This is a genomic window from Streptomyces wuyuanensis (assembly GCF_900103455.1).
Lineage (GTDB): Bacteria > Actinomycetota > Actinomycetes > Streptomycetales > Streptomycetaceae > Streptomyces > Streptomyces wuyuanensis.
Map to the genome: position 1 here is coordinate 528,196 of NZ_FNHI01000001.1, position 25,674 is coordinate 553,869.

Here is a 25,674-nt window from a genome sequence, read left to right on the forward strand (position 1 = left end):
GCACCGTGCCCGCGAAGGAGCGCCCATGAACCCCGGTCAGGCAACCGAGCACGCAGACCGCGCCGAAGGAAGACGGGAGACGGCGGACGAACGCGCCGACCGGCGCTGGCAGGAGCTCATCCAGGAGATACGCGTCACGCAGACCGGGGTCCAGATCCTGTTCGGCTTCCTCCTCACGGTGGTGTTCACGCCCCACTTCCAGCGCCTGGGGGAGACCGACAAGACGATCTACCTCATCACGGTCGTCCTGGGGGCCCTCGCGACCGGGGCGCTCATCGGGCCCGTCGCGCTGCACCGGATCGTCTCCGGTCGCCGCATCAAGCCGCATGCCGTCGTCTGGGCGTCGAGGCTGACGTTCACCGGGATCGTCCTGCTGCTCGCCACGCTCACCTCCGCGCTGTTCCTCATCCTGCGGGCCGCCACGCACGACGCGTTCGTCCCCTGGGTGGTCTCCGGGGTCCTGGCCTGGTACCTGCTGTGCTGGTTCGCCCTGCCGTTCTGGGCGCGCAGGCGTCATACGTCCCGGGACTGACCCGCCGGACGCACCTGTTTTCGATTCCGTCACGCCGGGAGGTGCCGTCGCGCGGATTCGGGGTAGGAGACCGCCGACCCAGGGACGGCAGGGACGAACGGACGACCGGCAGATGAGTGCGAGTGTGATCGGGACGGGCCACGGCGCAGCCGCGGCATGGGCCGGAGACGCGTGGGCGGGCGCCGTCTACGACGGCGGCCCGGGGTGCATCGCCGAGGCCCGGGGCTTCGCCACGCGGTTCCTGGTGGACAGGCACGGCCTGGACCCCGCTTCGGAGGCGGTGGGTGCCGTCCAGCTGATCGTGTCGGAGCTGGTGACCAACGCGTGCAAGTACGCCCACGGGCCGTGCGCCCTCGATCTGGAAAGGATCCCCTCCGGCGTCGAGGTCACCGTGTGGGACAGCAGCACCACCCTCCCCCTGGCGCGTGCCGCCGACCCGGGGCGGGTGGGCCAGCACGGTCTGGAGATCGTCCTGGCCCTGTGCGAGGGCTTCACCGTGGAGCGCGAGCCGGTCGGCAAGCGCGTCACGGTACGCGTCTCCTTCGCGTGACCGCCCGGCACCCGGCGCCTCCGCCGGTCACGGCACCAGGTCGTCGCTGACGTCCAGGACCTGGTCGGCTCCCGTGATCTCCAGCAGCCGCCGCAGCTGAGGCTGCGGCTTCGCGATGCGCAGGTGCGCGTTCTGGTGGACGCGCAGCAGCAGGTTCAGGAAGGCCGAGTCGCCGAAGGTGACGGCGGAGACGTCGAGGATCACCTTGGAGTGCTCCGCCGACGCCGAGGTCAGTGCGTCGTCCAGAGGCGGAAGACTGGTCAGGTCCAGATCGCCGCGGGCGGCGATCACCCAGGCCTCTCCGGCCGCGTACTGGACGCTCACCGGACCCCCTGCGGCCTGCCGGCCCCCGACGTCGATGCGGGACTGGTCTTCGCTGCTCGCGTCCATGGTGGCGAGTATGCCCGTCCCCGGACCGCTCCGGTAGTCAGGGGCCCGCCCGTCCGGGCGGTTCCGGCCGGAGGGTTCGCACCGTGCGACGGCACGCCGTACCGCCCGCAACGTATTCCCCATGGATTCAACCCGCCGAGTTTTCCGGCGCGTCCGGACTTCCCCTGGAGCAAAGCGCCCCGCGGAAAAGGGAAATGAAACTCGCGTGTGGCGTGCGATCCCGGGTAAGCGGATTCCGGGAGGTTGATAGAAGTGGTTCCTTTGCTGCTCGTTCTGCTGCTCGCCCTGCTTCTCTTCGGCGCGGGCTTCGCACTCAAGGCACTGTGGTGGATCGCGGTCATCGTTCTGGTGGTGTGGCTGCTCGGCTTCGTGATCCGTCCGGCGGCGGCCGGCGGCCGACGCGGCCGCTGGTACCGCTGGTAGCGGTGGCGCGCGCGGCGCGCGTGTGAATCATCGGGGCCCCGACGCACGGTCGGGGCCCCGATTGTCTTCCGCTCGCGATTCCGGCCGTGTCGCGTACTCGCGAATCCGGCTGTGTTCCGTATTCGGGTCCGCGCCGGTCCCTTAACGGTCTTGGGGCGGGGAACCCGGAATGGGCGCGGGGATTCCGATGAACGGGAACAGGAGTGAACAGGCATGGTCGGCAAAGTCGTCGAGGCATTTCCTGCCGGTGGCCCGCGCGGCTCGTGGCCGGCGGAGGAGTGCGCCGCCCGCCGTCGCGAACGGGGCGCGTCCGCCACGGTGGTCATGGACTTGGAAGGGGACGTGTTCCTCGTCGTCGAGACCTCGGAGCCCTCGGAGCACGGCGGGGACTGAGGGCCGGCAAGCGGCGGGACCGCGGGGCCCGTTGGACGGTGCGGGGCCCTTCGGACGGTGTCCGTCCGAAGGGCCACCTCGGGCGGGAACGGAGCGCCCGGGACTCCGCGTCTCCGGCAGCCCGCCGCCGGCGACGACGTGCCGTCCGCCCCACTCGACGCCGCGCGGCGCTCGCCTGCGCACGGCCCGAGCCCGGCGACGCCCGCATCCGTGGCGCCCGAACCCGCCTCGGTCCGCGGCAGGCAGACGGCGGCGGCCCCCTCGCCCTTGCCGGGCAGGGGGGCCGCCGCCGATCGTGCCTGTGTCTTTGCGTGGTGCGCGCGTCCGGCGGTTCAGCCCGTGCCGGTCTCCAGCAGGCCGGCGCGGAGCCGCTTGATGATGCGGGTCAGCAGCCGTGAGACATGCATCTGGGAGATGCCCAGCTGCTCGCCGATCTGGGCCTGCGTGAGCTCCTCGACGAAGCGGAGGTGCAGGATCTGGCGGTCGCGGTCCTCGAGCTCGGCGACCAGGGGAGCGAGGGAGTGGAAGTCCTCGATGAGCTCGAGCGCGGCCTCCTCCTCGCCGATGAAGTCGGCGAGGGCAGCCTCGCTGTCCTGGGCGGTGTCGCCGCTGAGGGCGGCGTCCAGGGAAGCGGAGTTGTAGGCGTTGGAGGCCTTGCGGGCCTCGATGACGTCCTCCTCCGGGAGGGACATCAGCTCGGAGAGCTCCTTCACCGTGGGCGTCCGGCCGAGCCGGCTGCGCAGTTCCTCGGTGGCCTTGGCCAGCTCGACGCGGGCCTCCTGGAGCCGGCGGGGGACGTGCACGGCCCAGCTCGTGTCCCGGAAGAAGCGCTTGATCTCGCCCACGATGCAGGGCACGGCGAAGGTGGTGAACTCCACCGCGCGGGACAGGTCGAACCGGTCGATGGCCTTGATCAGACCGATCGTGCCGACCTGGACGATGTCCTCCATCTCGTCCGCGCCCCTGCTGCGGAAGCGGCCCGCCGCGTACCTGACCAGCGAGAGGTTCATCTCGATGAGGGTGTTGCGCACGTACTGGTATTCGGGCGTCCCCTCTTCGAGCTGCGCCAGCCGGGCGAAGAACTGACGGGAGAGGTCGCGTGCATCCTGGGGAGCCACCTTGGACGGGTCCGCGATCGGCTCGATCCCGATCGCGCCGATCGCCGAAGTCGTCTCCTGTGCCGCGGTTGTCGCTGCGGTCACGGCTGCCATGCCATCCACCCCTGTCGTCCGTATCTCCGACCCCCGTGCTCGGTCCGCATACCCGGGATATCGGAGTGCATTCGTGTTGGTGTGCCGATCCGGCGGATGTTTTCGTGAGCCACGTCCGGCGAGGGCCCGCCCGTCACTCCCGCCCCGCTCACACCGGCTCCGTACGGCCGAACAACCCCGCGTGCCCCGGGGGGAGTTGGGTAAGGATCCGGCGCAGAAGGGCGTCGTCCGCCACCTCGGCCACGATGCCGAGCACGGCCGTGACGGCGCGCCGGGCCTCGCCGAAGTCGCCGTGGTCGCGGGCCGCGACCGCTTCGACGAAGCCCCGGGGGGTGAGGGGTTCGCTCGCCGGCGGGCCGCCCGTCAGCAGCGGGCCGCACTGGTGCGGCAGCAGTCGGGCGAGATCGCTGCGGTCGTCGCCCACGAGATGGGCGCCCAGGACGTCCAGGACGCTCTCGACGGCCCGGGCGGCCTCCTGCCGCCTGACGTACCGGCCCCGTTCCCGCACCTGGTCCAGCAACGCTTCCAATCGGCTCTTCATAGCGCGCTCCTTGCCGTGGTCGTTCTGCCGGCCCGCGCCGGAACAGTGCGGCCACTGAACGTGATCATCCGGCTACCCGTGACGGCGGACGGTAATCACCCCGCGCGGGGCGGCATGACCCGAACGGCCCAGCGGAGCCCGGTCGCGGGCCGACCGGAGTCCCCTCGTGACGTGCCCGGCGCGGGACAGAACGGACGGAACGCACATGAGGTCCCCGGGTGCGTGGTAGACGAACGGGCGTCCCCGGGCGTCCGGAACGGCCGTTCCGCAACCGCCTGCGGGGCGCTGCCCCGTGGCAGCCACGGCCGAAGGGAAAGTGAACATGCTGGAGGAATCACCGTCGATCGTTCATGACGTCTCGGTCGCCGCTGCGGTCGGCCGCCGAACCCTGCCGCAGCGGCTGTGCGCCGCCTTCACCCAGTCGCTCGGTGCCCAGCGGGCGGCCCTGTCGTTCCTGCCCCGTATGGAGCACTGGCGGCTGCTCCACGCCACCGACGAACCGGCCCTGCGCGGCGAGGCCACGCAGTTCACCCTCGGTGACGGTCCGTCCGTCAGCGCCGCCCTGCGCATGCGGCCCGTCCATGTGCGCGACATGCGCCGGGCGTCGTGCCGCGCAGGATCGCCGCTCAGTGACGGACTCGCCGACGTCCGCCAGGTGCTGGCGCTCCCGATGTACGTCCAGCACACGCCGGTCGGTGTGATCTGCCTGTACTACACCGGCCGTACCGAGGTGACGGACGCTCATATCGCCGAAGGCCAGCATGCCGCCGGTCTCGCACTCGACGCGCTGCTGCGCTGGCGTGCCGTGCACGGCAGCGACGAGTGCGACTGCCCGGTGTGGACCACCGACACACGGGCGGCGCGCTGGGAGCGCATCCATCAGGCCGCCGGGTACCTCGCGGCGCGTGAGGAGTGCCCGGTGGCCGAGGCGCTGTCCATGCTCCAGGCCGCCGGTGCGCGGGACGGGCTCTCCCTGCTGGACGTGTCCGACGCCCTGCTGCAGCCGCGGGACGCCCTCGCGCACGACGTGCCCGCACCGGGAGCGGGTCGTCCGGTGCCGGCCGCCACCGGCCCCGGGGCGCACGCGGCGCTCCCGTAGCCGGGCAGCTCCCGCGATCCGGTGGGCGGTGGGGCCGGCCGGTGACGCACCGGGCCGGCGCCGCGCCGCCCGCTCAGTCCCGCGTCAGTTGCGCGCGCAGCCGGGTCAGTGCGCGGTTGAGCAGCCGCGACACGTGCATCTGCGAGATCCCGAGCTCGGCGCCGATCCGGGACTGGCTCATGTCGTGGCCGAACCGCAGCGTGATGATCGTGCGTTCACGCTCCGGGAGCGCCGCGACGAGCGGACCGAGCGCGGTCAGGTTCTCCACGCGCTCCAGTTCCTCGTCGTCGAAGCGGACGTGGTCGGCGAGGGCGTCCGCCGGATCCCCGTCGTCGACGGGGGCGTCCAGGGAGGTGGCCCGGTACCCGTTGGCCGCCTGCAGCCCCCGGTCGACGTCCCCCGCCTCGATGCCGAGGTGCTCGGCGAGCTCGGCGCAGGTCGGCGGCCGGCCCAGCTCCTGCTCCAGTGCCGACCCGGCGGTCCGCAGGGTCAGCCGGAGCTCCTGCTGCCGGCGCGGCACCCGTACCGCCCAGACGTGGTCGCGGAAGTACCGTTTGATCTCGCCGGTGATGGTGGGCAGGGCGTACGTGGTGAACTCGACGCCGCGCGTCGGGTCGAAGCGGTTGATGGCCTTGATGAGGCCGACGGTGCCCACCTGCATGACGTCCTCCCAGGACTCGCGGCGGATGTGCAGACGCCCGGCGGCGTGGCGTACCAGGGCCGGATTGAGCTCCACGAGCGTGTTGCGGACGTACGAGTACTCGGGCGTGCCCTCCTCCAGCGCGTCCAGCCGTTCGAACAGCGGCTTGGACAGGGCGCGGGCGTCCGCGGGTGCGAGCGCGGTGAGGTCCGTGACGCCGTCCAGGGCGTCCAGTTCGTCGAAGGCGTCCGGTCCGTCCGGTCCTTCGAGGGCGGACCGCCGCGCGGCGCGGGACGCGGCAGCGGGACCGGGCTCTGCCGGTCCGCTGCCGCGTATCCGCGCCGCCCGGGTGAAGAGTTGCGCGGGCTGTGCGTCGTCGGGCTCGTCATCGCAGGCTCCATTCCTCAGGGGCGCCCGCGGCCGCCACGAGCGCGACACGCAAGCGCGACTACCCGTGGTGACGATGCCTACACGTGGAGTGACACAAATGTGGTCCCGAGCCGGTTCACGTGATGTCCGCCCCCACCCGGGGCGGCGCCTCGCGCACCGGCTCGCGGCTCAGCCGCCCCGGCCACCAGGCCGCGCGGCCGATGTCCCTGACGAGCGCCGGGACCAGCAGGGACCGGACGACGAGGGTGTCGAGCAGGACTCCGAAGGCGACGATGAAGGCGATCTGGACCAGGAACGCCAGGGGGATGACGGCGAGCGCGGCGAAGGTCGCGGCGAGCACGACGCCCGCGGAGGTGATGACCCCGCCGGTCGCGGTGAGCCCGCGCAGGACGCCCGCGCGCGTGCCGTGCAGGAGGGACTCCTCGCGGACCCGGGACATCAGGAAGATGTTGTAGTCCACTCCGAGGGCCACCAGGAACACGAACCCGTACAGCGGCACCGAGGCATCGGTGCCCGAGAACCCGAACACGTCCTGGAACACCAGCGCCGAGACGCCCAGCGTCGCGAGGAAGTTGAGGGCGACCGTCGCCACGAGCAGCACCGGCACCAGCACGGACCGGAGCAGCGCGACGAGGATGAGCAGGATGACCACGAGCACGACCGGCACGATCAGCAGGCGGTCGCGCTCGGCGGTCCGCTGGGTGTCGTACTGCTGCGCCGTGTATCCGCCCACCAGGGCGTCCGCGCCGGGTACGGCGTGCACCGCCTCGCGCAACCGAACCACCGTGTCCTTGGCGGCGTCGCTGTCGGCGGCGTCCTCCAGGGTGACGTCGATCCGGACCTTCCCGCCGGCCACCAGCGGCTCTCCGGCGCCCGGACGCTCGGACGCGGTCGCGGGGGCGGCGGAGTCCACGCCGTCGGTCGCGGCGGCGGCGGCCGTCACCTCGCCGACGCGGCCGGCGTCGGCGACGACGACGGCCGGGTTGCCCGAGCCGCCCGGGAAGTGCTCGCCGAGGACGGCCTGCGCGGTGACGGACGGCGCGTCGTTCACGAAGATCTCGTCCAGGGGCACCCCCTTGGCCACGAGGCCGGGGGCGAAGGCCGCACACGCCAGCAGTCCGGCGAGCGTGGCCGCCCAGACCTTGCGCGGGGCGCGGTCCACCAGCGCGGCGACGCGGGACCAGATGCCCCGCCCCGATGTGCCGTCGCCGGCCGGCTGCCCGGGGCGGGCGGGCCAGTACGCGGCCCGCCCGAGCAGGACCAGCACGGCCGGCAGGAAGGTGAGGGTGCTGAAGACGGCGCAGACGATGCCGATGGCGCCGACCGGGCCGAGGGCGCGGTTGTTGGTCAGATCGCTGAAGAGGAGTGCGAGGAGCCCGAGGGCGACGGTGGCCGCACTCGCCACGACGGGCCCGGTGGACCGGCGCAGCGCGGCTCGCATGGCGGCGAACCGGTCCCGGTTCCCGGCCAGTTCCTCCCGGTAGCGAGCCGTCAGCAGGAGCGCGTAGTCGGTGGCGGCGCCGATGACGAGGATGGAGAGGATGCCCTGCACCTGGCCGTCGACCCGCACCACGTCGCGGTCGGCGAGCGCGTAGACGACGGCGCAGGCCAGGCCGAGGGCGAGGACCGCGCCGGCGATCACCACCAGCGGCAGCAGCAGGCTGCGGTACACGAGCAGCAGGATCAGCAGCACGGTGGCGAGGGCGACCCCGAGCAGCAGGCCGTCGATCCCCGCGAAGGCGTCGGACAGATCGGCCTGCGTGGCGGCCGGCCCGGCGATGTGGGCCGCCGTGCCGGGAACCCGGTCCGCCGCCTCGCGCAACGCCGCCAGGACGCCGGGGAGTTCCTCGCCCAGGTCGGGCCGGAGCTGGACGACGCCCTGGAGGGCCCGGCCGTCCTCGGCGGGGAGGGCGGGGGACACGGGGCCCGCGGTGCCGGGCGCGCCCTCGACCGAGGCCAGGGCCTCGGTCGCCGACCGTTGCGTCGCCGGGTCCACGGTTCCGCCGTCCTCGACGGTCCAGACGACGATCGCCGGGAGGGTCTCGTCCCGCCGGAACGCCTCCTGGGCGTCGACGACCCGAGTGGACTCGGCGCTGCGGGGCAGGAAGGCCGCCTGGTCGTTGGTGGCGACCTCGCCGAGCTTTCCGGCGTACGGGCCGAGGACGGCGCCGCAGCCGAGCCAGGCGACCAGCAGGAGGAGCGGTACCAGCCTGCGGGCCAGTCGTGAGGAGGGGGACATGGCACTCCCGGTTCGTGTGCGTGTTTCACCCACGGGTGTTTCACTCATCGACTATCTCAATGATTGAAATAGTTTGGCATGCGCCGGCCCCGGTCCGGGTGAGGGGGTACTCCGGGCCGGGCCTTCCGGCGGGAGCCGCCCGCCCACGCGCGGCGCGTCGCCGTCCTCCTCTTCGGCGGAATGGCCGCCGGCGGATGCCCCGCGGTCGCGTCGGAATGCCCGCGGTCCGGCGGGCGCCCCGCGGTCCGGCAGAGGTCCGCGGCCGACGGCCCCTGACGGCCCTTTGGGGGTCAGCCGCGGTCGGACAGCCGGTCCAGCTCCTCGTTCATCGCGTTCAGGAAGCGCAGCACGACGGCCAGTTCGTCACCGCTGAAGCCCTCCCGGGCCCGGGCCGTCGCCTCGGCGAGCGGCAGGAAGTGCGCACGGGCGGCGGACCTTCCGTGTGCCGCGTAGTGCAGATGGACGACCCGGCGGTCCTTGCTGTCGCGGGATCTGCGGATGTGGCCCGCCCGCTCCAGCCGGTCGAGGCATGCCGTCACGGCACCGGAGGTCAGTCCGAGGTGCTCCCGCAGCCGCCCGGGGGTCAGCGGGGCGTCGGAGTCCAGGATCGCGGCGAGCGCCTGGACGTCGGTGGCGTGCAGTCCCTGGGTGGCGGCGAACGCGTGGACCAGCCGGTTCATCTCGCCGTTCATACGGCGCAGCTGCACGGCGAACGCCTGCAGACCGGGGCCCGCGGCACCCGCTGTCCCGCCGCTTCGGGTGGAGGCGGTGGCGGTGTCCGCCGGCCCCGTCTCGTTCGTACTCGCCACACGCTCAGCCTATAGACCGGCGCACGGCCTCCTGCGTCGCCGGGTCCGCCGGCCGCCTCGGGGCGCCCGTCAGGACGGGGTCCCCGCCCCCTTGACGGCGGTGAGCGCCGCCGCCACGTCGGGGTGGACCGCCGTCGTCAGACTCAGTCCGGTGAGGTCGAACAGCTTGGCGACGGGCGGTGTCGGAGCGGCGAGGTGCAGATCGCCGCCCGTGGCCCGGGTCTCGCGGGTGGCCCGTATCAGCACGTTCAGCCCCGAGGAGTCCATGAAGCCGACGGCGGACAGGTCCAGTACGAGGTGGCGGCGGCCGTGGAGCGCCTGGTTCGCCAGGTGGTGGTGGAGCAGCGTCGCCGTGTCCACGTCCAGTTCGCCGCGGATGGTCACCACCGCCGTGCTGGGGTCGTGGATCCCGACCTCGACGTCCAGGTTCTGTTCCATGGGGGGCACGCCTCCGCTTTCGGATGTTTCGTTCGGCCGCGTCCGCTACGGGCGCCGCGGTGTGGGTCGCACACACCCGTGCTGACCGGAGCACGTGTGCCCCGTGCCGCCGTTCGCACACCTCCCCCGGCTGAGTTTCCGTCCGGACATCATTGTCACGTGACAAATGTTGCTTCCGGTTCGTAGAATCACATGCTCGTGCCCGGCGTCGTGGCCCCGATGTCTGTGGATGCGTGCACACTGACGGCATGCTGGGCTTGTACTCCCGGCACGACGAGAATCGGATGACGTGGACAAGTTCGCTGCCCTTGAGCAGGCCTTGCGCGGTGCCGCTCCCCACACCCTGCTGGACGTGACGAGCGCCGCTTTCGTCGAGCGGTACGGCACCGCCGTGGTGGAACTGCGGCTGGCCGACTACGGAATGCGCTCACTGCAGACCGTGGATCCCGGCCCCGGCACATCGGAACCCGTGCCGATCGACGGCAGCCCCCAGGGGCGTGCCTTCGGCTCCCAGGAGCCGCACGTCACCGAGGACGGCGAGGGCCGGGTCGCCGTGCATCTGCCCGTCACCGTGCGCGGCGACCGGCTCGGCGTGCTGACGGTGCGGATGGCCGCCGACGCCTTCACCGAGGCCGACCTCCCGGACCTCCGGCTGGCCTGCGAGGCCCTCGGCCACGAGATGCTCGTCGCCGAGCGCGACACGGACCTCTACGTCCTGGCCCGCCGCACGGCACGGCTGACCCTCGCGGCCGAGATGCAGTGGCAGCTGCTCCCGGGCCGCGCCTGCGCACGGGACGAGTTCGCGCTCGGCGCGCAGCTGGAACCGGCCTACGCGATCTTCGGCGACAACTACGACTGGTCCGTGTCGTCCGACCATCTCACCGTCGCCGTCACCAACGGCATGGGCGACGGCATCGAGGCGGCCCTCCTCAGCAACCTCGCCGTCAACGCCCTGCGCAACGCACGCCGCGCGGGCCTCGGACTCGCCGACCAGGCCGCCCTCGCCGACCAGGCCGTCTACGCCCACTACCGTGGCCGGGCCTACGTGTCCGTCCTCCTGCTGCGCTTCGAATTCGCCACGGGCGAGGTCGAGGTCATCGACGCCGGGTCGCCGAGGCTGTGGCGGCTGCGCGACCGCGAGGTGGAGCCCGTCCCGTTCGACGCGCAACTGCCGCTGGGCATGTTCGAGGAGACGGTGTACGTGCCGGAGCGGTTCACCGTACGCCCCGGCGACCGTCTGCTGTTCGGGAGCGACGGCGTCTACGAAACCCTGTCCCTCGCGGGAGAGGCCTACGGCCACCGGGTCCTCGCGCGTACGCTGCTGGCCACGAGCCTCCTGCCGCCCACCCAGGTCCCCGGGGCCGTGCTGCGCGAGCTGGCCGGTCACCGCGGCGACCGGCCCCTCGACGACGACGCGCTCGTGGTCTGCCTCGACTGGTACGGGCGGGGGAGGGGTCCGGGCGGCGCCCCGCAGACCGCCCGCTGACCGGTAACGCCGGCATCCGGTCGGTGCGCGACGCCGTCCGCCGCGCGGCCGTCGCTACGCAGGCCGCACGGAACCGCCCTCCGGACCGTGGTTGCGGGCGCCGTCCGCCTCCACGGCCTCCCGGAACCCGTGGAGGCCCTCCAGCAGCGCGGTACGGGAGGCAGGGTCCATCGCCTCGATGGCCGCCAGCAGGACCTCCTCGCGCTGGGCGCGCAACTCGCCGAGGTACGCCCGCCCGTGTCCGGTCAGCCGGATCGTCAGCTCCCTGCGGCTCACCGGGCTGGGGGTGCGCTCGACGAGGCCCATGGCCTCCAGCCGGTCGCACAGCCTGCTGACCGAGGACGGCGCCGAGCCCAGGACGTCGCCGAGCGTGCGCAGATTGATCCCGTCGGCCCGCTCCAGGCTGTACAGCACCCGGAGCTGGGAGGCGGAGACGGCCGAGGCGGTGTCCCGGCCCCGCTCCCACAGGATCTCGAGCATCTCGATGACGTCGCACGCGGCCCGTGCCGCATCGGTGGCCCGCCGCGAGTGTGGAGCCGGACTCGTGCTCATGCCGTGACACTCCAAATCAGACGTGCTCCGCCGATGCCGCGGACCCGGTGCCGCGCCCCGCCTCTCGCGCGCCGGTGCCGGGCCGGGACCCGGGCCGGGTGTCCGGTGGGCCGGCGTCGTCGCGCGGGCACGCGGCACGTAGGTGGGGCAACCATATCCCTCCACCGCCTACCCGCCCGGCCGCGGATCCTTGTGCCGCTGAGGGAGCGATCCGGTGTCGCCGGCGTGAAGAACGTCCGTACACGGGCGACCGGCGGACGGCGCGCGGCGGGGAAGTCAGGCGGAACGGGCGTCACCGGCCCGCCGCAGTCCCGGTGCGCTGCCCGTCTGGCCGAGGGCGTCCCGGAAGCCCGACAGGCCCAGGAGCAGGGACCTGCTCGCGGCCGGTGTCATCGCGGCGATCACTTCGAGCAGTGACGCGTCCCGCCGGCTGCGCAGCTCCTGCAGATACGTCCGGCCGTGGCTGGTCAGATGCAGTTCCAGCTCGCGCCTGCTGACCTGGCTGGGCAGCCGCCGGACGAAGCCGAGCGCCTCGAGCCGGTCGCAGAGCCGGCTGACGGAGGGCGGGGCGGAGTCCAGCAGTTCGCCCAGGGTCCGGAGGTTGATCCCCTCGTCGCGGTCGAGGGTGTAGAGCACGCGGAGCTGCGACGCGGAGACCGGCGCGTACGGCACCTCACGGCCCCGGGTCCACAGGGCCTCGAGAAGCTCGATGAACTCGTGGCCGCCCGCCGGGTCCTCGCACCGCCGAGGCCGGGAAGCAGAGTGGTTCGCGTCCATACCTTCCGACACCCCGAATCGGTCACCCTCATTTCGCGGGGTCGTGGTCCCGCCGCAGATCCAGAGGCAGAGGACGTCCCCGCCACCGCAACCATATCTTTTTACCGGCAACGGACACCGAGGGCCACGGCATACCCGCGCGGTGACGGCGCGCGGGAGGGATGGCCGGGCGGGATGCGGGCAGATGTCCGACGGCCGCGGACCGTGCGGCGGCCCGGGCCGCTCGCCCCGGGAGGGCGGCCGGCCGGCGGACGCGCGGGCCGCACTTCCCTTCCGACAGGAGACGACATGCACGGTCACCGGACGCGCACGGGCCGGCCGCCCCGGCACGACGCCCCTCCCGGGGCGCTGCCCTCGCGGGACGACCTGCTCGCCGCCCTGCGCCGGACACCGGTGTCCGTCTGGAACGACGACGTCATGGACTGGGCCGCGGCACTGACCTACTACGCCGTGCTGGCGCTGATACCCATGCTCCTCGTCACCGTGTCGCTCACCGGGCTCGCCGACGCCTCGCAGACCGGGGCCCTGATCGAGCGGGCCGCGGCACTCGTGCCCGCCCAGACCCGGCCGCTGCTGGAGGGGACGCTGCGGGAGCTGGCCGGGCGGCAGTCGCAGGCCCGGCTGATCGCGGTGATCGGCTTCCTGGGCTCGCTCTGGTCCGCCTCCAGCTATCTGGCCGTCTTCCGCCGCGCCCTGCACGCCATGCACGGCCTGAAGGACCAGCGCTCGCCCTGGCGGACCGTGCCCCGCGTCGTCCTCACGGCGTGCGTCCTGCTGGCCGCCCTCGTCTCCAGCGCCCTGGTGCTCACCCTCAGCGGCGAGCTGGCCGCGGCCCTCGGCCGGGCACTGGGGGTCGACGGGGCGGCGGTCGTCACCTGGAACGTCGTCAAGTGGCCGCTGCTGCTCGGCCTTGCGGCCACCATGGTGCTCGTGCTCTTCCGCTCCGGACCGGAGCCCACCCGGGGGAAGCGGAGGCGTGCGCTCGGAGGCGCTCTCGCCGTCCTGCTCTGGCTGGCCGCCTCCGTCGCGTTCACGTCGTACGCCGCCCACGTCGGCACCTACGACCGGCTGTACGGGCCGCTCACCGGGTTCATCGTCTTCCTGGTCTGGCTCTGGGTCTCCAACCTCGCCCTGCTGACCGGCGCCCAGTTCGACGCCGAGCTCGTCAAGGCGCGGGCCGGGTGAGCGCGTTCGCCCGGGTCCGGACCGCCGGCCTCACACCCGGGCGCCGCCGGGATACGTGACGGGCGGGGCCTGCGCGGGCGGTACCGGTCCGTACGCCGGCGCCCGGAGGCCGCCGGGCGCGACGAAGTACTCGCCGTCGCGCGGCCGGTCGGCCCGCTGGCGCGGCCGCGGCGCGGGCTCCAGGTGCGGGATGTGCTTGGAGCAGTGCACGTACGCCTCCTCCACCGTGATGTGCACCCAGAACTCGGGCCTGCGCCCCGGTGCGGTGTCCACGGGCAGACCGGGACAGGCGCGCCGCTGGTCCTCGTCGGCCCGCAGCCGAGCCGCCCCGTTGACGTGCAGGCCTATGTGGTCGTCCGTGAAGTCGACGAAGAACAGGCCCACATGGGGGTTCTCGGTGATGTTCCCGGCGCTGGCGAGCACGCCGTTGCCGCGGTACTCGGGGTAGGTGACCGTGCGGTCGTCGAGCACGGTGACGAAGCCGGGCGGGCCGGCCCGGAAGGTGATGTCGCAGGCCCCGCCGGCGTCGGCCGTCGACAGGAACATCATCGTCTGCCGGGCGATGAAGTCCGCCATCTGCCCGGTGAGCTGCGGCTGCACCTGACGGTCGTAGAAGTCGCCTGCCTGGTCGGCGGTGCCGAGGAGTTGCTGGAGACGGCGTTCGCCGACGGAGCCGGAGGACTCGTGGGTGTCGTTCACGAAGGGCTCAGTCTTCCTGTGGGACGTCCGTTCGGGGGGTGGGCCCCGGCACTCTAACGCCGCCGTGAACACGGTGTCGTCGGCCGTACGGACATACGGGCGAGCTTGTGGTGTCGTGCGAGGGACGCCTGAAATGCCGTGCATGAGGTGGTGAATTCGGGGCACATGGTGAGCACATCGGAAGAAGGAGTGGACGCTGTGTTGATGCCGGACCCCAAGGCGCTTCGGAGCCTCCTGGCGCGTTACGCGGACCTGCGCATTGCCGCACCGACGAACGACGGGAACCGTCGTGCTCTGGACGACGTGACCTACACGCTCTGCGTGATGACGGCCACGAGCACCATCGAGGACGCGCTCGAACGGGCCGACGCGATGCTGGCGGGAGCGGCGAAGGCGACCGCGACCGCTGCCACGGTGCCACCGCCGGCCACCGGCACGCCGGCGATCTCCGCACCGTCGCACGAGTCCGCTCCGCCCCGGGACGACAGCGGCGTCACCCTGGTCGCCTGACCTCCGCCGCGAGCGGCTCCGCCCCGGGGCGAACGGCATCGGACCGTATCCCCCGGGGCGGCTCTCTGCCGTGCCGGCTCTTCCCCGCCGTGCGGGCAGTGCCTCCGCCGGCGCCGGGTGCCCCGAGTCCTCCGGCGCCGGCCGTCCGGACGGGAGAGGCGCGTCAGACCGCCACGCCGAAGTCGGAGACGATGCCGGTCAGCCCCGAGGCGTAACCCTGGCCCACGGCGCGGAACTTCCACTCGTCGCCGTTGCGGTACAGCTCCCCGAACACCATGGCGGTCTCGGTGGAGGCGTCCTCGGAGAGGTCGTAGCGCGCCAGTTCGGCCCCGCCGGACTGGTTGACGACGCGGATGAACGCGTTGCGGACCTGGCCGAAGCTCTGGCTGCGGGCCTCGGCGTCGTGGATGGACACCGGGAAGACGATCCTGGTGACGTCGGCGGGCACCGCGGCGAGGTCCACCTTGATCTGCTCGTCGTCGCCCTCGCCCTCGCCGGTGAGGTTGTCGCCGGTGTGCTGGACGGAGCCGTCGGGGCTGGTGAGGTTGTTGTAGAAGACGAAGTGCCCGTTCGAGCCGACCTTGCCGGAGTCGTCCAGGAGCAGCGCACTCGCGTCGAGGTCGAAGTCCGTGCCGGTGGTCGTGCGGACGTCCCAGCCGAGGCCGACGAGGACCGCGCTCAGTCCCGGGGCCTCCTTGCTCAGTGACACATTGCCGCCCTTGGCGAGGCTCACGCCCATACCGGTTCTCCTCAGGTGTGTGCCCGGGCACCGCGGTGCCCGGGCAGCGGAACTGCGGTCGCTGGAAATCTACAGCAGTGTAGAAGTTGCCCGCCCGGGTGACGCGCCACGACTCGCCGTGAATCAGTACGATGGGGCCGCGAAGACGCGGACGACGCCGGAAGGAGACGGAGTTGGGCAACCGGGAAACTGCCGGCTCGCTCCCGGCGGGCGGCGGGCGGCGGCGCGGACAGGGCGAGCTCGAGGCGCAGGTGCTGGCCGTGCTGAGGACGGCGCCGGGACCCGTGACGGCCGCCTGGGTGCAGGAGCGCCTGCCCGGGGAACTCGCGTACACCACCGTCATGACCATCCTGTCCCGGCTCCAGGCCAAGAACGCCGTCGCCAGGCAGCGGGAGGGCCGGTCGTTCGCCTGGGAGGCGACCGCCGACCAGGCGGGGCTCGCCGCCCTGCGCATGCGCCGCGTCCTCGACGGCGAACGGGACCGGGAGGCGGTGCTCACCAGCTTCGTCACCTCCCTGTCCCCCGAGGACGAGCAGGTGCTGCGCGACCTGCTCGGCCACACGGACGACGATCCCGAGGAGTGACCGGGTGGGCGTCTTCGTCTTCCTGCCGCTGGTGCTGCCCTTGACGGCATGGCCGATCGCGCGCCTGGCCGAGCAGCATCTGCACCCGCGTACGGCCACCCGCCTCCTGGCCGGGGTCGGTGCCCTGATGGCCCTGTGCAGCACCCTCTGCCTCGCGCTCATCATGGTCGTGGGAACCGCTCAACTGCCGGGCAATCCGCTGCCGGACACCTGGTCCGACCCCGAGGTGCGCGAGGCGGTCCCGTACGACGAGGTCGTCGGCAAGGCGGCCATCCCCGCGCTGGTCGCCGTGGCGGTGGCCGCGGTCCACACGGCGTGGCGGCAGCGCCGCGTCCGGCGCCGGGCGGAACGCGCCCTGGAGGGACTGCCGCCGTCCCCCGTCGCCGTACTGCCCGACGACGCGCCGTACGCCTACGCCCTGCCCGGCCGCTCGGGGGCGGCCCGGGGCAGGATCGTGGTGTCCACCGGCATGCTCGCCCGCCTCGACTCCCGGGAGCGCCGCGCGCTCTTCGCGCACGAACGCGCGCATCTGACCGCGCGGCACCACCGCCACCTCCTCGCGGCCCGGCTGGCCGCCCGCGCCAATCCGTTCCTGCGGCCCCTGCAGACCGCCGTCGCCTACTGCGCGGAGCGCTGGGCGGACGAGGAAGCCGCCGGGGAGATCGGCAACCGGCGCGTGATGGCCCGCGCGGTCGGCAAGGCGGCCATGGTCTCCCGGGGCGCCCCCTTCCCGGTGCAGGCCGGATTCGCGACGGGGCCGGTGCCGCGCCGCGTCGCCGCCCTGCTGGGGCCGGTGCCGCCCGCCCGGACCTGGCCGCCCGCCTTCACCGCGGCCGGCGTCGCGCTCTGGACGGCCGCGGCGGGGACGGCGGTGTCCGCGCTGTCGTCGGCGAATTCGGCCGTGGCGCTGTTCCTGGTCCTGAGGGCGGCGACGCCGCTGTAGGGAGGACGGTGCGGCCGGCCGGCGGTACGGCGGATCACCGCGCCCGAGGCCGGGCGGTGTGCGGGGGTACGGCCCGTGCCTGCCGTTCCGCCTCTGCCGCCCGTCGGCCGCAGCGGCCGGCGCCCCCGTCAGTCCTCGCCCTCGCTCTCGTCCTCCTCCTCGAAGGCGTCGCCGATCTCGTCCACGATCTCCGCGCCGACGATGCCCGCACCCACTCCGACGGCCAGTCCGGCCGCACCGGCGGCCACGGCGGGACCCGTACCGTGCCCGTGGTGGTGGCCGTCATGGCCGGCCCCGGGGAAGAGGCCGTGGGAGTGGCTGCCGTGCGAACCGTGCGCGGCGGGGGAGGAGCGGTGCTCCAGCAGGTAGTGCAGCCAGGTGCCGACCTTGGCGTTCCAGTCCGTGTCGCCGGCCTCCTCGTGCGCGACGGTGAAGCGGGTGAGTGCGTCGTGGCCGCCCCCGAACGGGCTTCCGCGCCTGTCCGCCTCCAGGACCACGTCCATACCGCCGGGTCCGGCGAGGAAGGTCACCTCGACCTCGTCGACCGCGTGGGCGTACCGCGGGGGCGGGCCGAGCTCGATCTCCTGGTGGAAGGGCAGTCGCCCGCCCGTGCCGCCGATGCGCCCGTACTCGATGTCGGCTGACCGGAAACCGAAGCCGAGCTGCCCGAACGCCTCCAGGATCGCTTCCTGCACCGGGAGCGGCCGCACGGCCAGCAGGTCCAGATCGCCCTTGTCCCGGGCCCCGGCCACGCCGAGCTCCGTGCGCACGCCCAGCACGACGCCGAGCGCCTGCCCGTGCAACTCGGTCACCGGCGTCTCCCAGGGCACGGTCACCGCGAAGGGCACGACATGCCGTACGCCCCGGTCGAGCCGGAAGCCGCCGCCCACCGTGCACCGCTCGAAGACCACGTCTCCCTCGTGCTCCCCGTCGTCGGTCTCCACCTCGACGCGGGCGACGAACTCCAGGGTGATGTGCTCGATGTCGAAAGCGGCGTCCCCGCCCTCGACGCGGACCTCGCCGGTGAGGCTGCCGCCGGGCGGGACGGCTCCGGGGGCGAGGACCGTGTCCACGGCCGGGCCTCCGACGCCGATCGGGCCGAGCAGTCGTCTGAACACCATCGTGGCGTTCACTCCTTCATGTACGCGTGGGTTCTGCGGAAAGCGGCGGCGCCGCGCGGGCGGGCGCCCCGGGCGCCCGGGAGCACCGATCTCCGTCCTCGGGAACATCCCGGACCGCCCTGGCGTTATCTACACGCATGTAGAAGCATAGGAGTGGAGCCTCCGCCGCGAACCGCGCGCACGGGCGGGGATTCCGGAACGGCCGAAAAGGCCCCACGGATGGCCAGTGCAAAGGGAATGGCCAGGCGCTTTACCCATCCTTTACCATGGTTCGGCGGACACTGTCCCGACCATGACCCCCACAGGGCCGACCCCGGTCCGCCGAGCCACGAAGGAGAAGCAGACCCGCAATGGGTGAACCTCCCAGTCCCAGCCGTGCCCCGTCCCGCCCGCCGTTCTCCGAGGGCCGGGAGGTGGCACGGTGACCGAAGTGCTCCTGCTGCTCGTCGCCCTGGCGCTCACCCTCGCCTGCGCCGTCTTCGTCGCGGCCGAGTTCTCCCTCACCACCGTCGAACGCGGTGAGCTGGAGCGCGCGGCCCGGGCCGGCGACCGGGGCGCCGAGAGCGCCCTCAAGGCCGTGAAGCGCCTGACCCTCCAGCTGTCCGGTGCCCAGCTGGGCATCACCGTGACCTCGCTGGTGATCGGCATGCTCGCCGAGCCGTCCGTCTCCGCCCTGCTGCGCGGCCCGCTCGAGGCGGCGGGGCTGCCGCCGGGCGTCGTCCCGACCGTGTCGACGCTCCTCGGCGTCGCGATCTCGACCGTCGTCCTGATGGTGGTCGGCGAGCTCGTGCCCAAGAACTGGGCGATCTCCCGCCCGCTCGCCGTGGCCAGGGTCGTGGCCGGGCCGCAGCGCGGCTTCACCGCCGCCTTCGGACCGCTGATCCACCATCTGAACAACACCGCGAACAAGCTGGTGCGCCGCTTCGGGCTGGAACCCGCCGAGGAGCTGGCGTCGGCCCGTACCCCCGAGGAACTGATCGCGCTCGCGCGGCACTCGGCCCGCGAAGGCGCCATCGAGGCGGACTCGGCCGAGCTGTTCGTCCGCACCCTGCACCTGGGCGAGCTGACCGCGGAGAACGTCATGACGCCCCGCGTCGACGTCCGCGCCCTCGAAGTGCACACCACGGCGGCCGACGCGGCCAATCTCACCCTCGCCACCGGTCTGTCCCGCTTCCCGGTCTACCGGGACAGCCTCGACGAGGTCATCGGCACCGTGCACATCCGTGACGTCCTCGCCCTGGACGAGGACAAGCGGCCGCTCACGCCGATAGCCGACCTGGCCACCGCGCCCCTCCTGGTGCCGCACTCCCTGCCCGTGGACAAGCTCCTCGGCAGGCTGCGCAGGGCCCGCACCATGGCCGTGATCATCGACGAGTACGGCGGCACCGCGGGTGTCGCCACCGTCGAGGACATCGTGGAGGAGGTCGTCGGAGAGGTCCGGGACGAGCACGACCCCCATGAGACGCCCGACCTGGCGCCCGCCGAGCCGGCGCTCGACGGCCGCCCCGTGTGGGACGCCGACGGCAGTGTCCGTATCGACCAGCTCCGGGAGATCGGCTTCACCGCGCCCGACGGCCCCTACGAGACCCTGGCCGGACTGGTCGCCACCCGCCTGGAACGCATCCCGACCACCGCCGACCGCCTCGACGTCGACGGCTGGCAGCTCGCCGTGCTCCACACCGAGCACCACCGCGCCGACCGCGTCCGCATCACCGCCCCCGCCGCCGCGGCGGAGAGCGCGGAGGAGATCCGATGACCACCCTCCAACTGCTGATCGGTGCCTTCACCCTCGTCACGAACGCGTTCTTCGTCGGTGCCGAGTTCGCCCTGATCTCCGTGCGCCGCAGCCAGATCGAGCCGGCCGCCGTCAAGGGCGACCGCAGGGCCCGCACCACGCTCTGGGGCATCGAGCACCTGTCCGCGATGATGGCCACGGCCCAGCTCGGCATCACCGTGTCGTCGCTGGTGCTGGGTGCCGTCGCCGAACCGGCGATCGCCCATCTGCTGGAACCCCCGTTCCACGCCATCGGCGTGCCCGAGGCGCTGATCCACCCGATCGCGTTCGTCATCGCCCTCACCCTGGCGACGTATCTGCACATGCTCTTCGGCGAGATGGTCCCGAAGAACATCGCCCTCGCCGCCCCGGCGCCGACCGCGCTGCTCCTCGGCCCGCCGCTGGTGGCGCTGACCCGGACGCTGCGGCCGGTGATCTTCGGTATCAACGCCTTCGCCAACACCCTGCTCCGGCTGCTGAAGGTCGAGCCGAAGGACGAGGTGGCCTCGGTCTTCACCGACGATCAGCTGGCCCGCCTGGTCAAGGACTCCAGCGAGGCCGGACTCCTCGAACCGGAGGACGGCGAGCGGCTGCAGGACGCACTGGAACTGGGCACCCGGCCGGTCGGTGAGGTGATGGTGCCGCTCGGCAAGATGCTCACCGTCGACGCCGGCATCACCCCCCAGGGCCTGGAGCGGGCCGCCGTCGCCAACCGGTTCTCCCGTCTTCCGGTGGTCGCGGAGGACGGCGCGATCCTGGGCTACCTGCACATCAAGGACGCGCTCGGTGCCGCCGAGCGCACGAAGCCCTTCCCGCGCACGGCGCTCCACCCCATCATCAAGGTCGCCATCGACACCCCCCTCGACGACACCCTGACGGCCATGCGGGGCGCCGGTACGCACCTCGCCGCGGTCACCGGCACCAAGGGCACCGTCATCGGCTTCGTCACCATGGAGGACGTCCTGGAGGAGCTGGTGGGCCCGGCCCCCGACGCGCTCGTCTGACCGGCGAACGCTCCGACCGCGAACCGCCGCCCCGCCGTGAGGCCGGGCGGCGGTTCCGTGTCCGGGAGGCCGCCGCCCGCTGCGATCGTGCCCGCCCGCCGCGTGCGCGCCCGGCCGGCGGCCGTCCGTGCGGGACCGCCGGGGCGCCCAGGGCGTGTTGCGGAAGTGGCTCCGTCCGCCCGCGGTGCGGCGTCTGGTGCGTGCGATCGCAAGGCGGAGGATCATCCTCGTACTGGACGTACTTGGATGACTCCGGCAACGCAGCGAGCGTGCGTGTGCCAGACGCCGCGGGCCGGGAGGGACTTTCACCACACGCCCTAAGCGGCGGCGGACTCCCCGTCCCTGCCCCGGGTCCGCAGCAGGTAGCCGGCCTGGAATCGGGTCCGCGCGTCGAGCGACTCCATGAGATCGGAGATCCGACGCTGGCAGGTGCGCGCCGAGATCCCCAGGGTCCGGGCGATGACCTTGTCCTCGACCCCGTTGACGAGCATCCGCACGATCGCGGCGTCGACCTCGGCGGAGGCGACCCGCCCGGCCTCCGGATCGTAGTGCCCGTCGAAGGACTCGGCGGGGGACCACAGCCCCTCGAAGCCCCGGCGGAAGCCGGCCACGACCGCCGGGTCCCGGAGGACCGCGACCCCCGTCCCGTCCTCCAGCGGGACGACACCGGTGCGCCCGTCGACGATCATCAGCCATGCGACGCCCGCGGTCGTCGTGCGCGCCTCGCCGGCACGGGCGACGAGCTGCCCGACGTACTCCCGCAGCGTCGGATCGAACCGGGCCGACTGGGGCAGCAGCAGCCGGACCCGCAGGCCGGCGTCGGCCCGCAGCCGGGCGTCCACGCCGGTCAGGGCGGCCTGGCCCAGCGGGTCCTCGTACGAGCGGGCCAGCAGCACCTCGCTCGCGGCGTCCGCGAGCAGCCCGGCCACCACCCCGCGCGCGACCTCCGCGTCCTCGATCCGCTGGACCGGACCCGGGTCCGGCTCCCGGGCCAACTGGGAACGGTACAGCGGCATCAGACTGTGCATCCGCTGCCGTAACTGCTCCAACCGGTGCTGCCGGGACCGGAGTTCCTCGTCGTGCACGGCGAGCAACTGGAGCGAGGCGGTCATCGGGTTCACGGCGACGTACGCGTAGGTGCAGCCGTGCACCAGGTGCAGCAGGCGCAGCTCCACCAGGTCCCCGATCGCCGCACCGGCTTCGTCCTCGGTGATCCCCAGGGCCGCGGCGCAGTGGGGGGCGTCCACGTACTCGTTGCGAAGGGCGAGTTCGTAGACCTGGTTGGCGACGGTGCCGGATTGCGGCACCTCAGGTAGCTCCGCTATGTCCGTTCTTGACACGGTTTTCCTTCCCTCGGCTTTGCGCCATACCAAGATCGGAAACTATACGGCGGCCCCCGTCTGAACCAGATTTCCATTCTGTGAATCTCGCACGACCACGGGGGAGAGAAGCCGCGATGACCGCACGCACACGCAACGGAAACATCAGCGTCCAGCTGCACGGATGCCCTTTCGGCGGGGCGATCGGCGCCCCCGCGGGAGGCGTCCTCGCACGGGTCAACTTCGCCGGCGGCGCCGGCGGGACCTCGCTGGACGACGGCGCACCGCGCCTGACCACGCACATGGTGGGCGAACACACCGAGTCGGCCGAGGAGATCTGGGTCAGCACCCTGCCGGTCACCGCCGGAGTGGCCGGCGAGGCCGTCTTCGCCGAGGACGGCGAGCACCTCTTCTACGCGGTCCGGCTCGACGCCCGGCCCGTCTACCGCGACGCCGTGCGCCGCATGTACGAAACCGCCCTGGAATTCACATTCGAGCGCGGATACACGGAGATGGCCCGCATGTGGAATCTCGTCGGCGGAATAACCGACCCGAACGCGGACGGTGTGGAGATATACCAGGACTTCTGCGTCGGACGGGCCGAGGCGTTCGCGGCGTGGGACGACCGCGTCGGGCGCCTCCCGGCCGCCACCGGCATCGGGACCCTCAGCCAGGGCGTCGACCTCTGCTTCATCGCCGTCCGGCCCGGCCGCACCACCCACATCGAGAACCCCCGGCAGACCCCCGCCTACAAGTACCCGGCCCGCTACGGCCCCAAGTCGCCCAGTTTCGCCCGCGCCACCTGGCTGCGCGGACTCGGCGACGAGCCCGGCACGCTGTTCGTCTCGGGCACCGCCAGCATCGTCGGCGCCGAGACCGTCCACGTGGGCGACACGGCCGGCCAGGTCGACGAGACCCTCCGCAACATCGAGGTGCTGATCGGCGAGGAGAACCTCGCCGGGTACGGCGTGGACCGCGGCTTCGAACTGAAGGACCTCAACCGGATCAGGGTCTACGTCCGTGACGCCGAGGACCTGCCCCTGGTCCGGGAGCGGGTGCGCGCCGCCTTCCCGGCGCACACCGAGATCGCCTGGTTCAACGTCGACGTCTGCCGCACGGCCGCCCTCGGCCCGGCACCACCCCTTTCGGCGTACCCCCCGAGGAAACCGGTGATCAGGGTGGGCCGGAGCCCGCAGGACTGGGCCGGCCCGCCGCATCCGGCCGACGGGGGAGGCGGGCCGCGGCACGGGAGTCGCGCCGGGATCCGCAGGCTTCGCGCCGTCCGCCCGAAGGGGGGCGGATTATACGGTGCTCATCGAGCAGCAAACATGGATGTGGATCAGCCCACACTTTCCCTCACGTATTCACCACATGCCGCCGGTTGCGCCGCCTTGTGCTCGCTCGGGCGGCGTGCTCCGTGTGCCACCGGGCCGAACAGGTGCGGAAGGGGGTGTCGCGCAGGGCCGTGTCCCGCCCGTTCCCTCTATCCGGAATCAATTGCTCCTGTCTACTCACCAGTTCTGGTCAGTCTCTACAAGTCGCCTTTCAGTCAAAGATCAGCCAGAAGTCATCCCAGATCAATCAATAAACGGACAGGAGTCGCTAATTCCACATTGACACCCTGCTGGCGATCTTCAAGACTGCGCCACCGACCACCCCGCACTCATCGGGAGCTGCGTGCGGATCTAGCAGGGGGAACCGACAACAGAATGAAGAAGAGCCACTCCAACTCCGCCCGCATGCGGAGGGCCGCCACGCTCGGGATCGTGACCGCCACCGCCCTGGCCGCCGTCAGCGGCATGGCCGCGCCGCCCACCGCCGTCGCCGCAGCCGCGGGCAGCGCGGCGGCGGCTGCCGGGATCGGTACCACCGACAAGCAGCGCGTGGACGCCGCCGCCGTGGTGCGCCTGGACCCGACTCCGGACGTACTGCTGCTCGGCGACCACGACTTCATCCACGCCATCTGGCAGAAGGCCCGCGACAACGGGGAGACCTTCGAGTCGGTGCGGCTGGCCGCCGAGACCGCCATGACGAGCGAGGCGGACGAGGACCACGTCCGGTTCATCGCCACCGGTATCCACGAGGCGTACGCCGTCGACAAGCAGCGCGAGAAGGACAAGGCCGACGCGGCCCGCGCGGCGCGGCTCGCCAAGTCCCAGGCGCTGATCGCGCTCGGCATCGCGAGCAGCCCCGACCTGCTCGGCCTGAGCGACGACAACTTCATCCGCGCCGTGCTGCGGCACGAGGCGGCCGGCCCCGAGGTGCGTGCCGCCGCCGCGCAGGCCCTTGCCGCGGACGCCGCCGCCTGGCAGGAGTTCATCGCCAACGGCGCCCGCGACGCCCACCAGCGGGACGTGGCCGCCGAGATCAAGGAGCTGGAGGAGAAGAACCGGGCGGAGGCCGAGCGCCGCAAGGAGGTCGCCGCCCGGACCAACGCGGCCGCGCTCTTCCGGATCACGCCCTCCGAGGCCCTGCTGGCCCTCGGCGACGACAACTTCATCCGCGAACTGCTGCGCACCGCACCGGCCGACGCCAGGGAGAGCGAGCTCTACGCGGCGGCGCAGCGAGCGGTCCTCGACCCCGACCCGGCGGCGTGGAAGGAGTTCATCCACACCGGTGCCGAGGCCGCGTACAAGAAGGACGACGAGGCACGCCGCAAGAAGATCGCCGAGGCCGACCGCCGGCTCGCGCTGCAGATCCAGGCCGCCGCCGAGAACACCGGCGTGAACCCCAACCTGGTCGCCGCCGCGAAGAAGGCCCTGGCCGGCAGCGACCAGGACGTCGCCCGGTTCCTCAAGGAGGACAGCCAGTACCGGGCCAAGCGGCAGTCGCTCCAGCCGGCGAACGGCAAACCGGCGGGCTTCTTCGTCCGGCAGTCCGACGTCGACGCGGGAGAGGCGTTCCTCGCTCCCGTCTCCGCCGACTCCCGGCAGACCGACCGTGAGGACGCCACCTGGGTCGTCGTGCCCTCGCTGGGCGGCAAGCCCGGCTGCTACTCCCTCGAGTCCGCCCGCAAGCCCGGCCACTACCTCGCCCAGAAGGGTCTCCGGGTCCGGATGATCGCGGGCGACGGCAGCGCGCAGTTCGGCAAGGACGCCACCTGGTGCGCCAGGAAGGGCCTCGGCGGCTCCGGTACGTCCTTCGAGTCGGCGAGCCAGCCGGGCCGTTTCCTGCGACAGCACCGGGGCGACCTGTACGCGGCCGACAAGTCCGCCAAGAACGCCTTCGACGCAGAGCGGGACTTCGCCCAGGAAGCCTCCTGGAAGATCGCCGCCCCGCTCGCGCGCTGACCCGTCGCCGCGCCCACACCTCCAGACCTGAGAAGA

The 25,674-nt window shown here is 72.6% G+C and carries 26 protein-coding genes; 13 read left to right on the forward strand and 13 right to left on the reverse strand.

Annotation, left to right across the window (positions count from 1 at the left end):
• Positions 1–25: 25 nt before the first annotated feature.
• Together BLT82_RS02180 and BLT82_RS02185 are read left to right on the forward strand one after the other, a co-directional pair.
• The gene (locus tag BLT82_RS02180) at positions 26–532 is read left to right on the forward strand and encodes a DUF6328 family protein (protein ID WP_093652036.1); all 507 of its coding nucleotides are present in this window, start codon (positions 26–28) and stop codon (positions 530–532) included.
• A gap of 112 nt (positions 533–644) precedes the next feature.
• On the forward strand, positions 645–1,082 hold the full coding sequence (locus tag BLT82_RS02185) for an ATP-binding protein (protein WP_403948671.1): 438 nt from the start codon (positions 645–647) through the stop codon (positions 1,080–1,082).
• Positions 1,083–1,109: 27 nt separating this feature from the next.
• Here the strand turns inward: BLT82_RS02185 and BLT82_RS02190 are convergent, their stop codons facing one another.
• Positions 1,110–1,472 carry an STAS domain-containing protein gene (locus tag BLT82_RS02190; protein WP_093652038.1) on the reverse strand — a complete coding sequence of 121 codons (363 nt, stop codon included), beginning with the start codon at positions 1,470–1,472 and terminating at the stop codon, positions 1,110–1,112.
• 252 nt (positions 1,473–1,724) lie between these two features.
• On the opposite strand from BLT82_RS02190, the gene BLT82_RS02195 reads away from it, so the two are divergent.
• Positions 1,725–1,895: a hydrophobic protein gene (locus BLT82_RS02195; protein WP_093652039.1), complete on the forward strand. Its 171-nt coding sequence runs from the start codon at positions 1,725–1,727 to the stop codon at positions 1,893–1,895.
• A gap of 213 nt (positions 1,896–2,108) precedes the next feature.
• Entirely contained in the window at positions 2,109–2,288 is a 180-nt protein-coding gene (locus BLT82_RS02200; RefSeq protein ID WP_093652040.1) for a hypothetical protein, read from the forward strand.
• A gap of 332 nt (positions 2,289–2,620) precedes the next feature.
• On the opposite strand, the gene BLT82_RS02205 is transcribed toward BLT82_RS02200, so the two are convergent.
• Both BLT82_RS02205 and BLT82_RS02210 read right to left on the reverse strand, forming a co-directional pair.
• The gene (locus BLT82_RS02205) at positions 2,621–3,499 is read right to left on the reverse strand and encodes a SigB/SigF/SigG family RNA polymerase sigma factor (protein ID WP_244291787.1); all 879 of its coding nucleotides are present in this window, start codon (positions 3,497–3,499) and stop codon (positions 2,621–2,623) included.
• A gap of 148 nt (positions 3,500–3,647) precedes the next feature.
• Positions 3,648–4,040, reverse strand: a complete 393-nt coding sequence (locus tag BLT82_RS02210) for a DUF2267 domain-containing protein (RefSeq protein WP_093652041.1) — start codon at positions 4,038–4,040, stop codon at positions 3,648–3,650.
• 322 nt (positions 4,041–4,362) lie between these two features.
• On the opposite strand from BLT82_RS02210, the gene BLT82_RS02215 reads away from it, so the two are divergent.
• The gene (locus BLT82_RS02215; protein WP_093652042.1) at positions 4,363–5,139 is read left to right on the forward strand and encodes a GAF domain-containing protein; all 777 of its coding nucleotides are present in this window, start codon (positions 4,363–4,365) and stop codon (positions 5,137–5,139) included.
• 73 nt (positions 5,140–5,212) lie between these two features.
• Here BLT82_RS02215 and BLT82_RS02220 read toward each other — a convergent pair whose 3' ends face one another.
• The 4 genes from BLT82_RS02220 to BLT82_RS02235 form a co-directional block, all read right to left on the reverse strand.
• Positions 5,213–6,217: a SigB/SigF/SigG family RNA polymerase sigma factor gene (locus BLT82_RS02220; RefSeq protein WP_244291788.1), complete on the reverse strand. Its 1,005-nt coding sequence runs from the start codon at positions 6,215–6,217 to the stop codon at positions 5,213–5,215.
• A 67-nt stretch (positions 6,218–6,284) separates the two neighbouring features.
• Entirely contained in the window at positions 6,285–8,408 is a 2,124-nt protein-coding gene (locus BLT82_RS02225; protein WP_093652043.1) for an MMPL family transporter, read from the reverse strand.
• Positions 8,409–8,698: 290 nt separating this feature from the next.
• Positions 8,699–9,217: a MarR family winged helix-turn-helix transcriptional regulator gene (locus BLT82_RS02230; RefSeq protein ID WP_093652044.1), complete on the reverse strand. Its 519-nt coding sequence runs from the start codon at positions 9,215–9,217 to the stop codon at positions 8,699–8,701.
• 69 nt (positions 9,218–9,286) lie between these two features.
• Complete coding sequence (locus BLT82_RS02235) at positions 9,287–9,664, reverse strand: STAS domain-containing protein (protein ID WP_093652045.1); 378 nt, start codon at positions 9,662–9,664, stop codon at positions 9,287–9,289.
• A 280-nt stretch (positions 9,665–9,944) separates the two neighbouring features.
• On the opposite strand from BLT82_RS02235, the gene BLT82_RS02240 reads away from it, so the two are divergent.
• On the forward strand, positions 9,945–11,141 hold the full coding sequence (locus BLT82_RS02240; RefSeq protein WP_093652046.1) for a PP2C family protein-serine/threonine phosphatase: 1,197 nt from the start codon (positions 9,945–9,947) through the stop codon (positions 11,139–11,141).
• Positions 11,142–11,195: 54 nt separating this feature from the next.
• Here BLT82_RS02240 and BLT82_RS02245 read toward each other — a convergent pair whose 3' ends face one another.
• Positions 11,196–11,693: a MarR family winged helix-turn-helix transcriptional regulator gene (locus BLT82_RS02245; RefSeq protein ID WP_093652047.1), complete on the reverse strand. Its 498-nt coding sequence runs from the start codon at positions 11,691–11,693 to the stop codon at positions 11,196–11,198.
• 276 nt (positions 11,694–11,969) lie between these two features.
• The gene (locus BLT82_RS02250) at positions 11,970–12,470 is read right to left on the reverse strand and encodes a MarR family transcriptional regulator (RefSeq protein WP_093652048.1); all 501 of its coding nucleotides are present in this window, start codon (positions 12,468–12,470) and stop codon (positions 11,970–11,972) included.
• A 288-nt stretch (positions 12,471–12,758) separates the two neighbouring features.
• On the opposite strand from BLT82_RS02250, the gene BLT82_RS02255 reads away from it, so the two are divergent.
• Positions 12,759–13,655 (forward strand): YihY/virulence factor BrkB family protein, encoded by an 897-nt coding sequence (locus BLT82_RS02255; protein WP_093652049.1) that lies wholly within the window; start codon positions 12,759–12,761, stop codon positions 13,653–13,655.
• 30 nt (positions 13,656–13,685) lie between these two features.
• Here BLT82_RS02255 and BLT82_RS02260 read toward each other — a convergent pair whose 3' ends face one another.
• Positions 13,686–14,354: a pyridoxamine 5'-phosphate oxidase family protein gene (locus BLT82_RS02260; RefSeq protein WP_093652050.1), complete on the reverse strand. Its 669-nt coding sequence runs from the start codon at positions 14,352–14,354 to the stop codon at positions 13,686–13,688.
• Between the two features lie 204 nt (positions 14,355–14,558).
• Here BLT82_RS02260 and BLT82_RS02265 point away from each other — a divergent pair, with 204 nt between their 5' ends.
• A complete protein-coding gene (locus tag BLT82_RS02265; protein WP_244291790.1) occupies positions 14,559–14,864 on the forward strand; it encodes a DUF5133 domain-containing protein in 306 nt (101 codons plus the stop codon).
• A gap of 163 nt (positions 14,865–15,027) precedes the next feature.
• On the opposite strand, the gene BLT82_RS02270 is transcribed toward BLT82_RS02265, so the two are convergent.
• Entirely contained in the window at positions 15,028–15,603 is a 576-nt protein-coding gene (locus BLT82_RS02270; RefSeq protein WP_093652052.1) for a TerD family protein, read from the reverse strand.
• Between the two features lie 173 nt (positions 15,604–15,776).
• Here BLT82_RS02270 and BLT82_RS02275 point away from each other — a divergent pair, with 173 nt between their 5' ends.
• Together BLT82_RS02275 and BLT82_RS02280 are read left to right on the forward strand one after the other, a co-directional pair.
• Positions 15,777–16,187 (forward strand): BlaI/MecI/CopY family transcriptional regulator, encoded by a 411-nt coding sequence (locus BLT82_RS02275; protein ID WP_093652053.1) that lies wholly within the window; start codon positions 15,777–15,779, stop codon positions 16,185–16,187.
• A 4-nt stretch (positions 16,188–16,191) separates the two neighbouring features.
• Positions 16,192–17,130, forward strand: coding sequence for a M56 family metallopeptidase (locus BLT82_RS02280; RefSeq protein WP_093652054.1), 939 nt, complete (start codon positions 16,192–16,194; stop codon positions 17,128–17,130).
• A 128-nt stretch (positions 17,131–17,258) separates the two neighbouring features.
• Here the strand turns inward: BLT82_RS02280 and BLT82_RS02285 are convergent, their stop codons facing one another.
• On the reverse strand, positions 17,259–18,251 hold the full coding sequence (locus tag BLT82_RS02285; protein ID WP_093652055.1) for a sporulation protein: 993 nt from the start codon (positions 18,249–18,251) through the stop codon (positions 17,259–17,261).
• Between the two features lie 421 nt (positions 18,252–18,672).
• Here BLT82_RS02285 and BLT82_RS02290 point away from each other — a divergent pair, with 421 nt between their 5' ends.
• Both BLT82_RS02290 and BLT82_RS02295 read left to right on the forward strand, forming a co-directional pair.
• Positions 18,673–20,007 (forward strand): hemolysin family protein, encoded by a 1,335-nt coding sequence (locus BLT82_RS02290; RefSeq protein ID WP_093652056.1) that lies wholly within the window; start codon positions 18,673–18,675, stop codon positions 20,005–20,007.
• Complete coding sequence (locus tag BLT82_RS02295; protein WP_093652057.1) at positions 20,004–21,029, forward strand: hemolysin family protein; 1,026 nt, start codon at positions 20,004–20,006, stop codon at positions 21,027–21,029. The genes BLT82_RS02290 and BLT82_RS02295 overlap by 4 nt, the downstream gene beginning before the upstream one ends.
• 317 nt (positions 21,030–21,346) lie before the next feature.
• On the opposite strand, the gene BLT82_RS02300 is transcribed toward BLT82_RS02295, so the two are convergent.
• Positions 21,347–22,369 carry a helix-turn-helix domain-containing protein gene (locus tag BLT82_RS02300; protein WP_244291791.1) on the reverse strand — a complete coding sequence of 341 codons (1,023 nt, stop codon included), beginning with the start codon at positions 22,367–22,369 and terminating at the stop codon, positions 21,347–21,349.
• A gap of 116 nt (positions 22,370–22,485) precedes the next feature.
• Here BLT82_RS02300 and BLT82_RS37705 point away from each other — a divergent pair, with 116 nt between their 5' ends.
• Positions 22,486–25,638 (forward strand): FkbO/Hyg5 family chorismatase, encoded by a 3,153-nt coding sequence (locus tag BLT82_RS37705; RefSeq protein WP_244291792.1) that lies wholly within the window; start codon positions 22,486–22,488, stop codon positions 25,636–25,638.
• Positions 25,639–25,674: the final 36 nt, after the last annotated feature.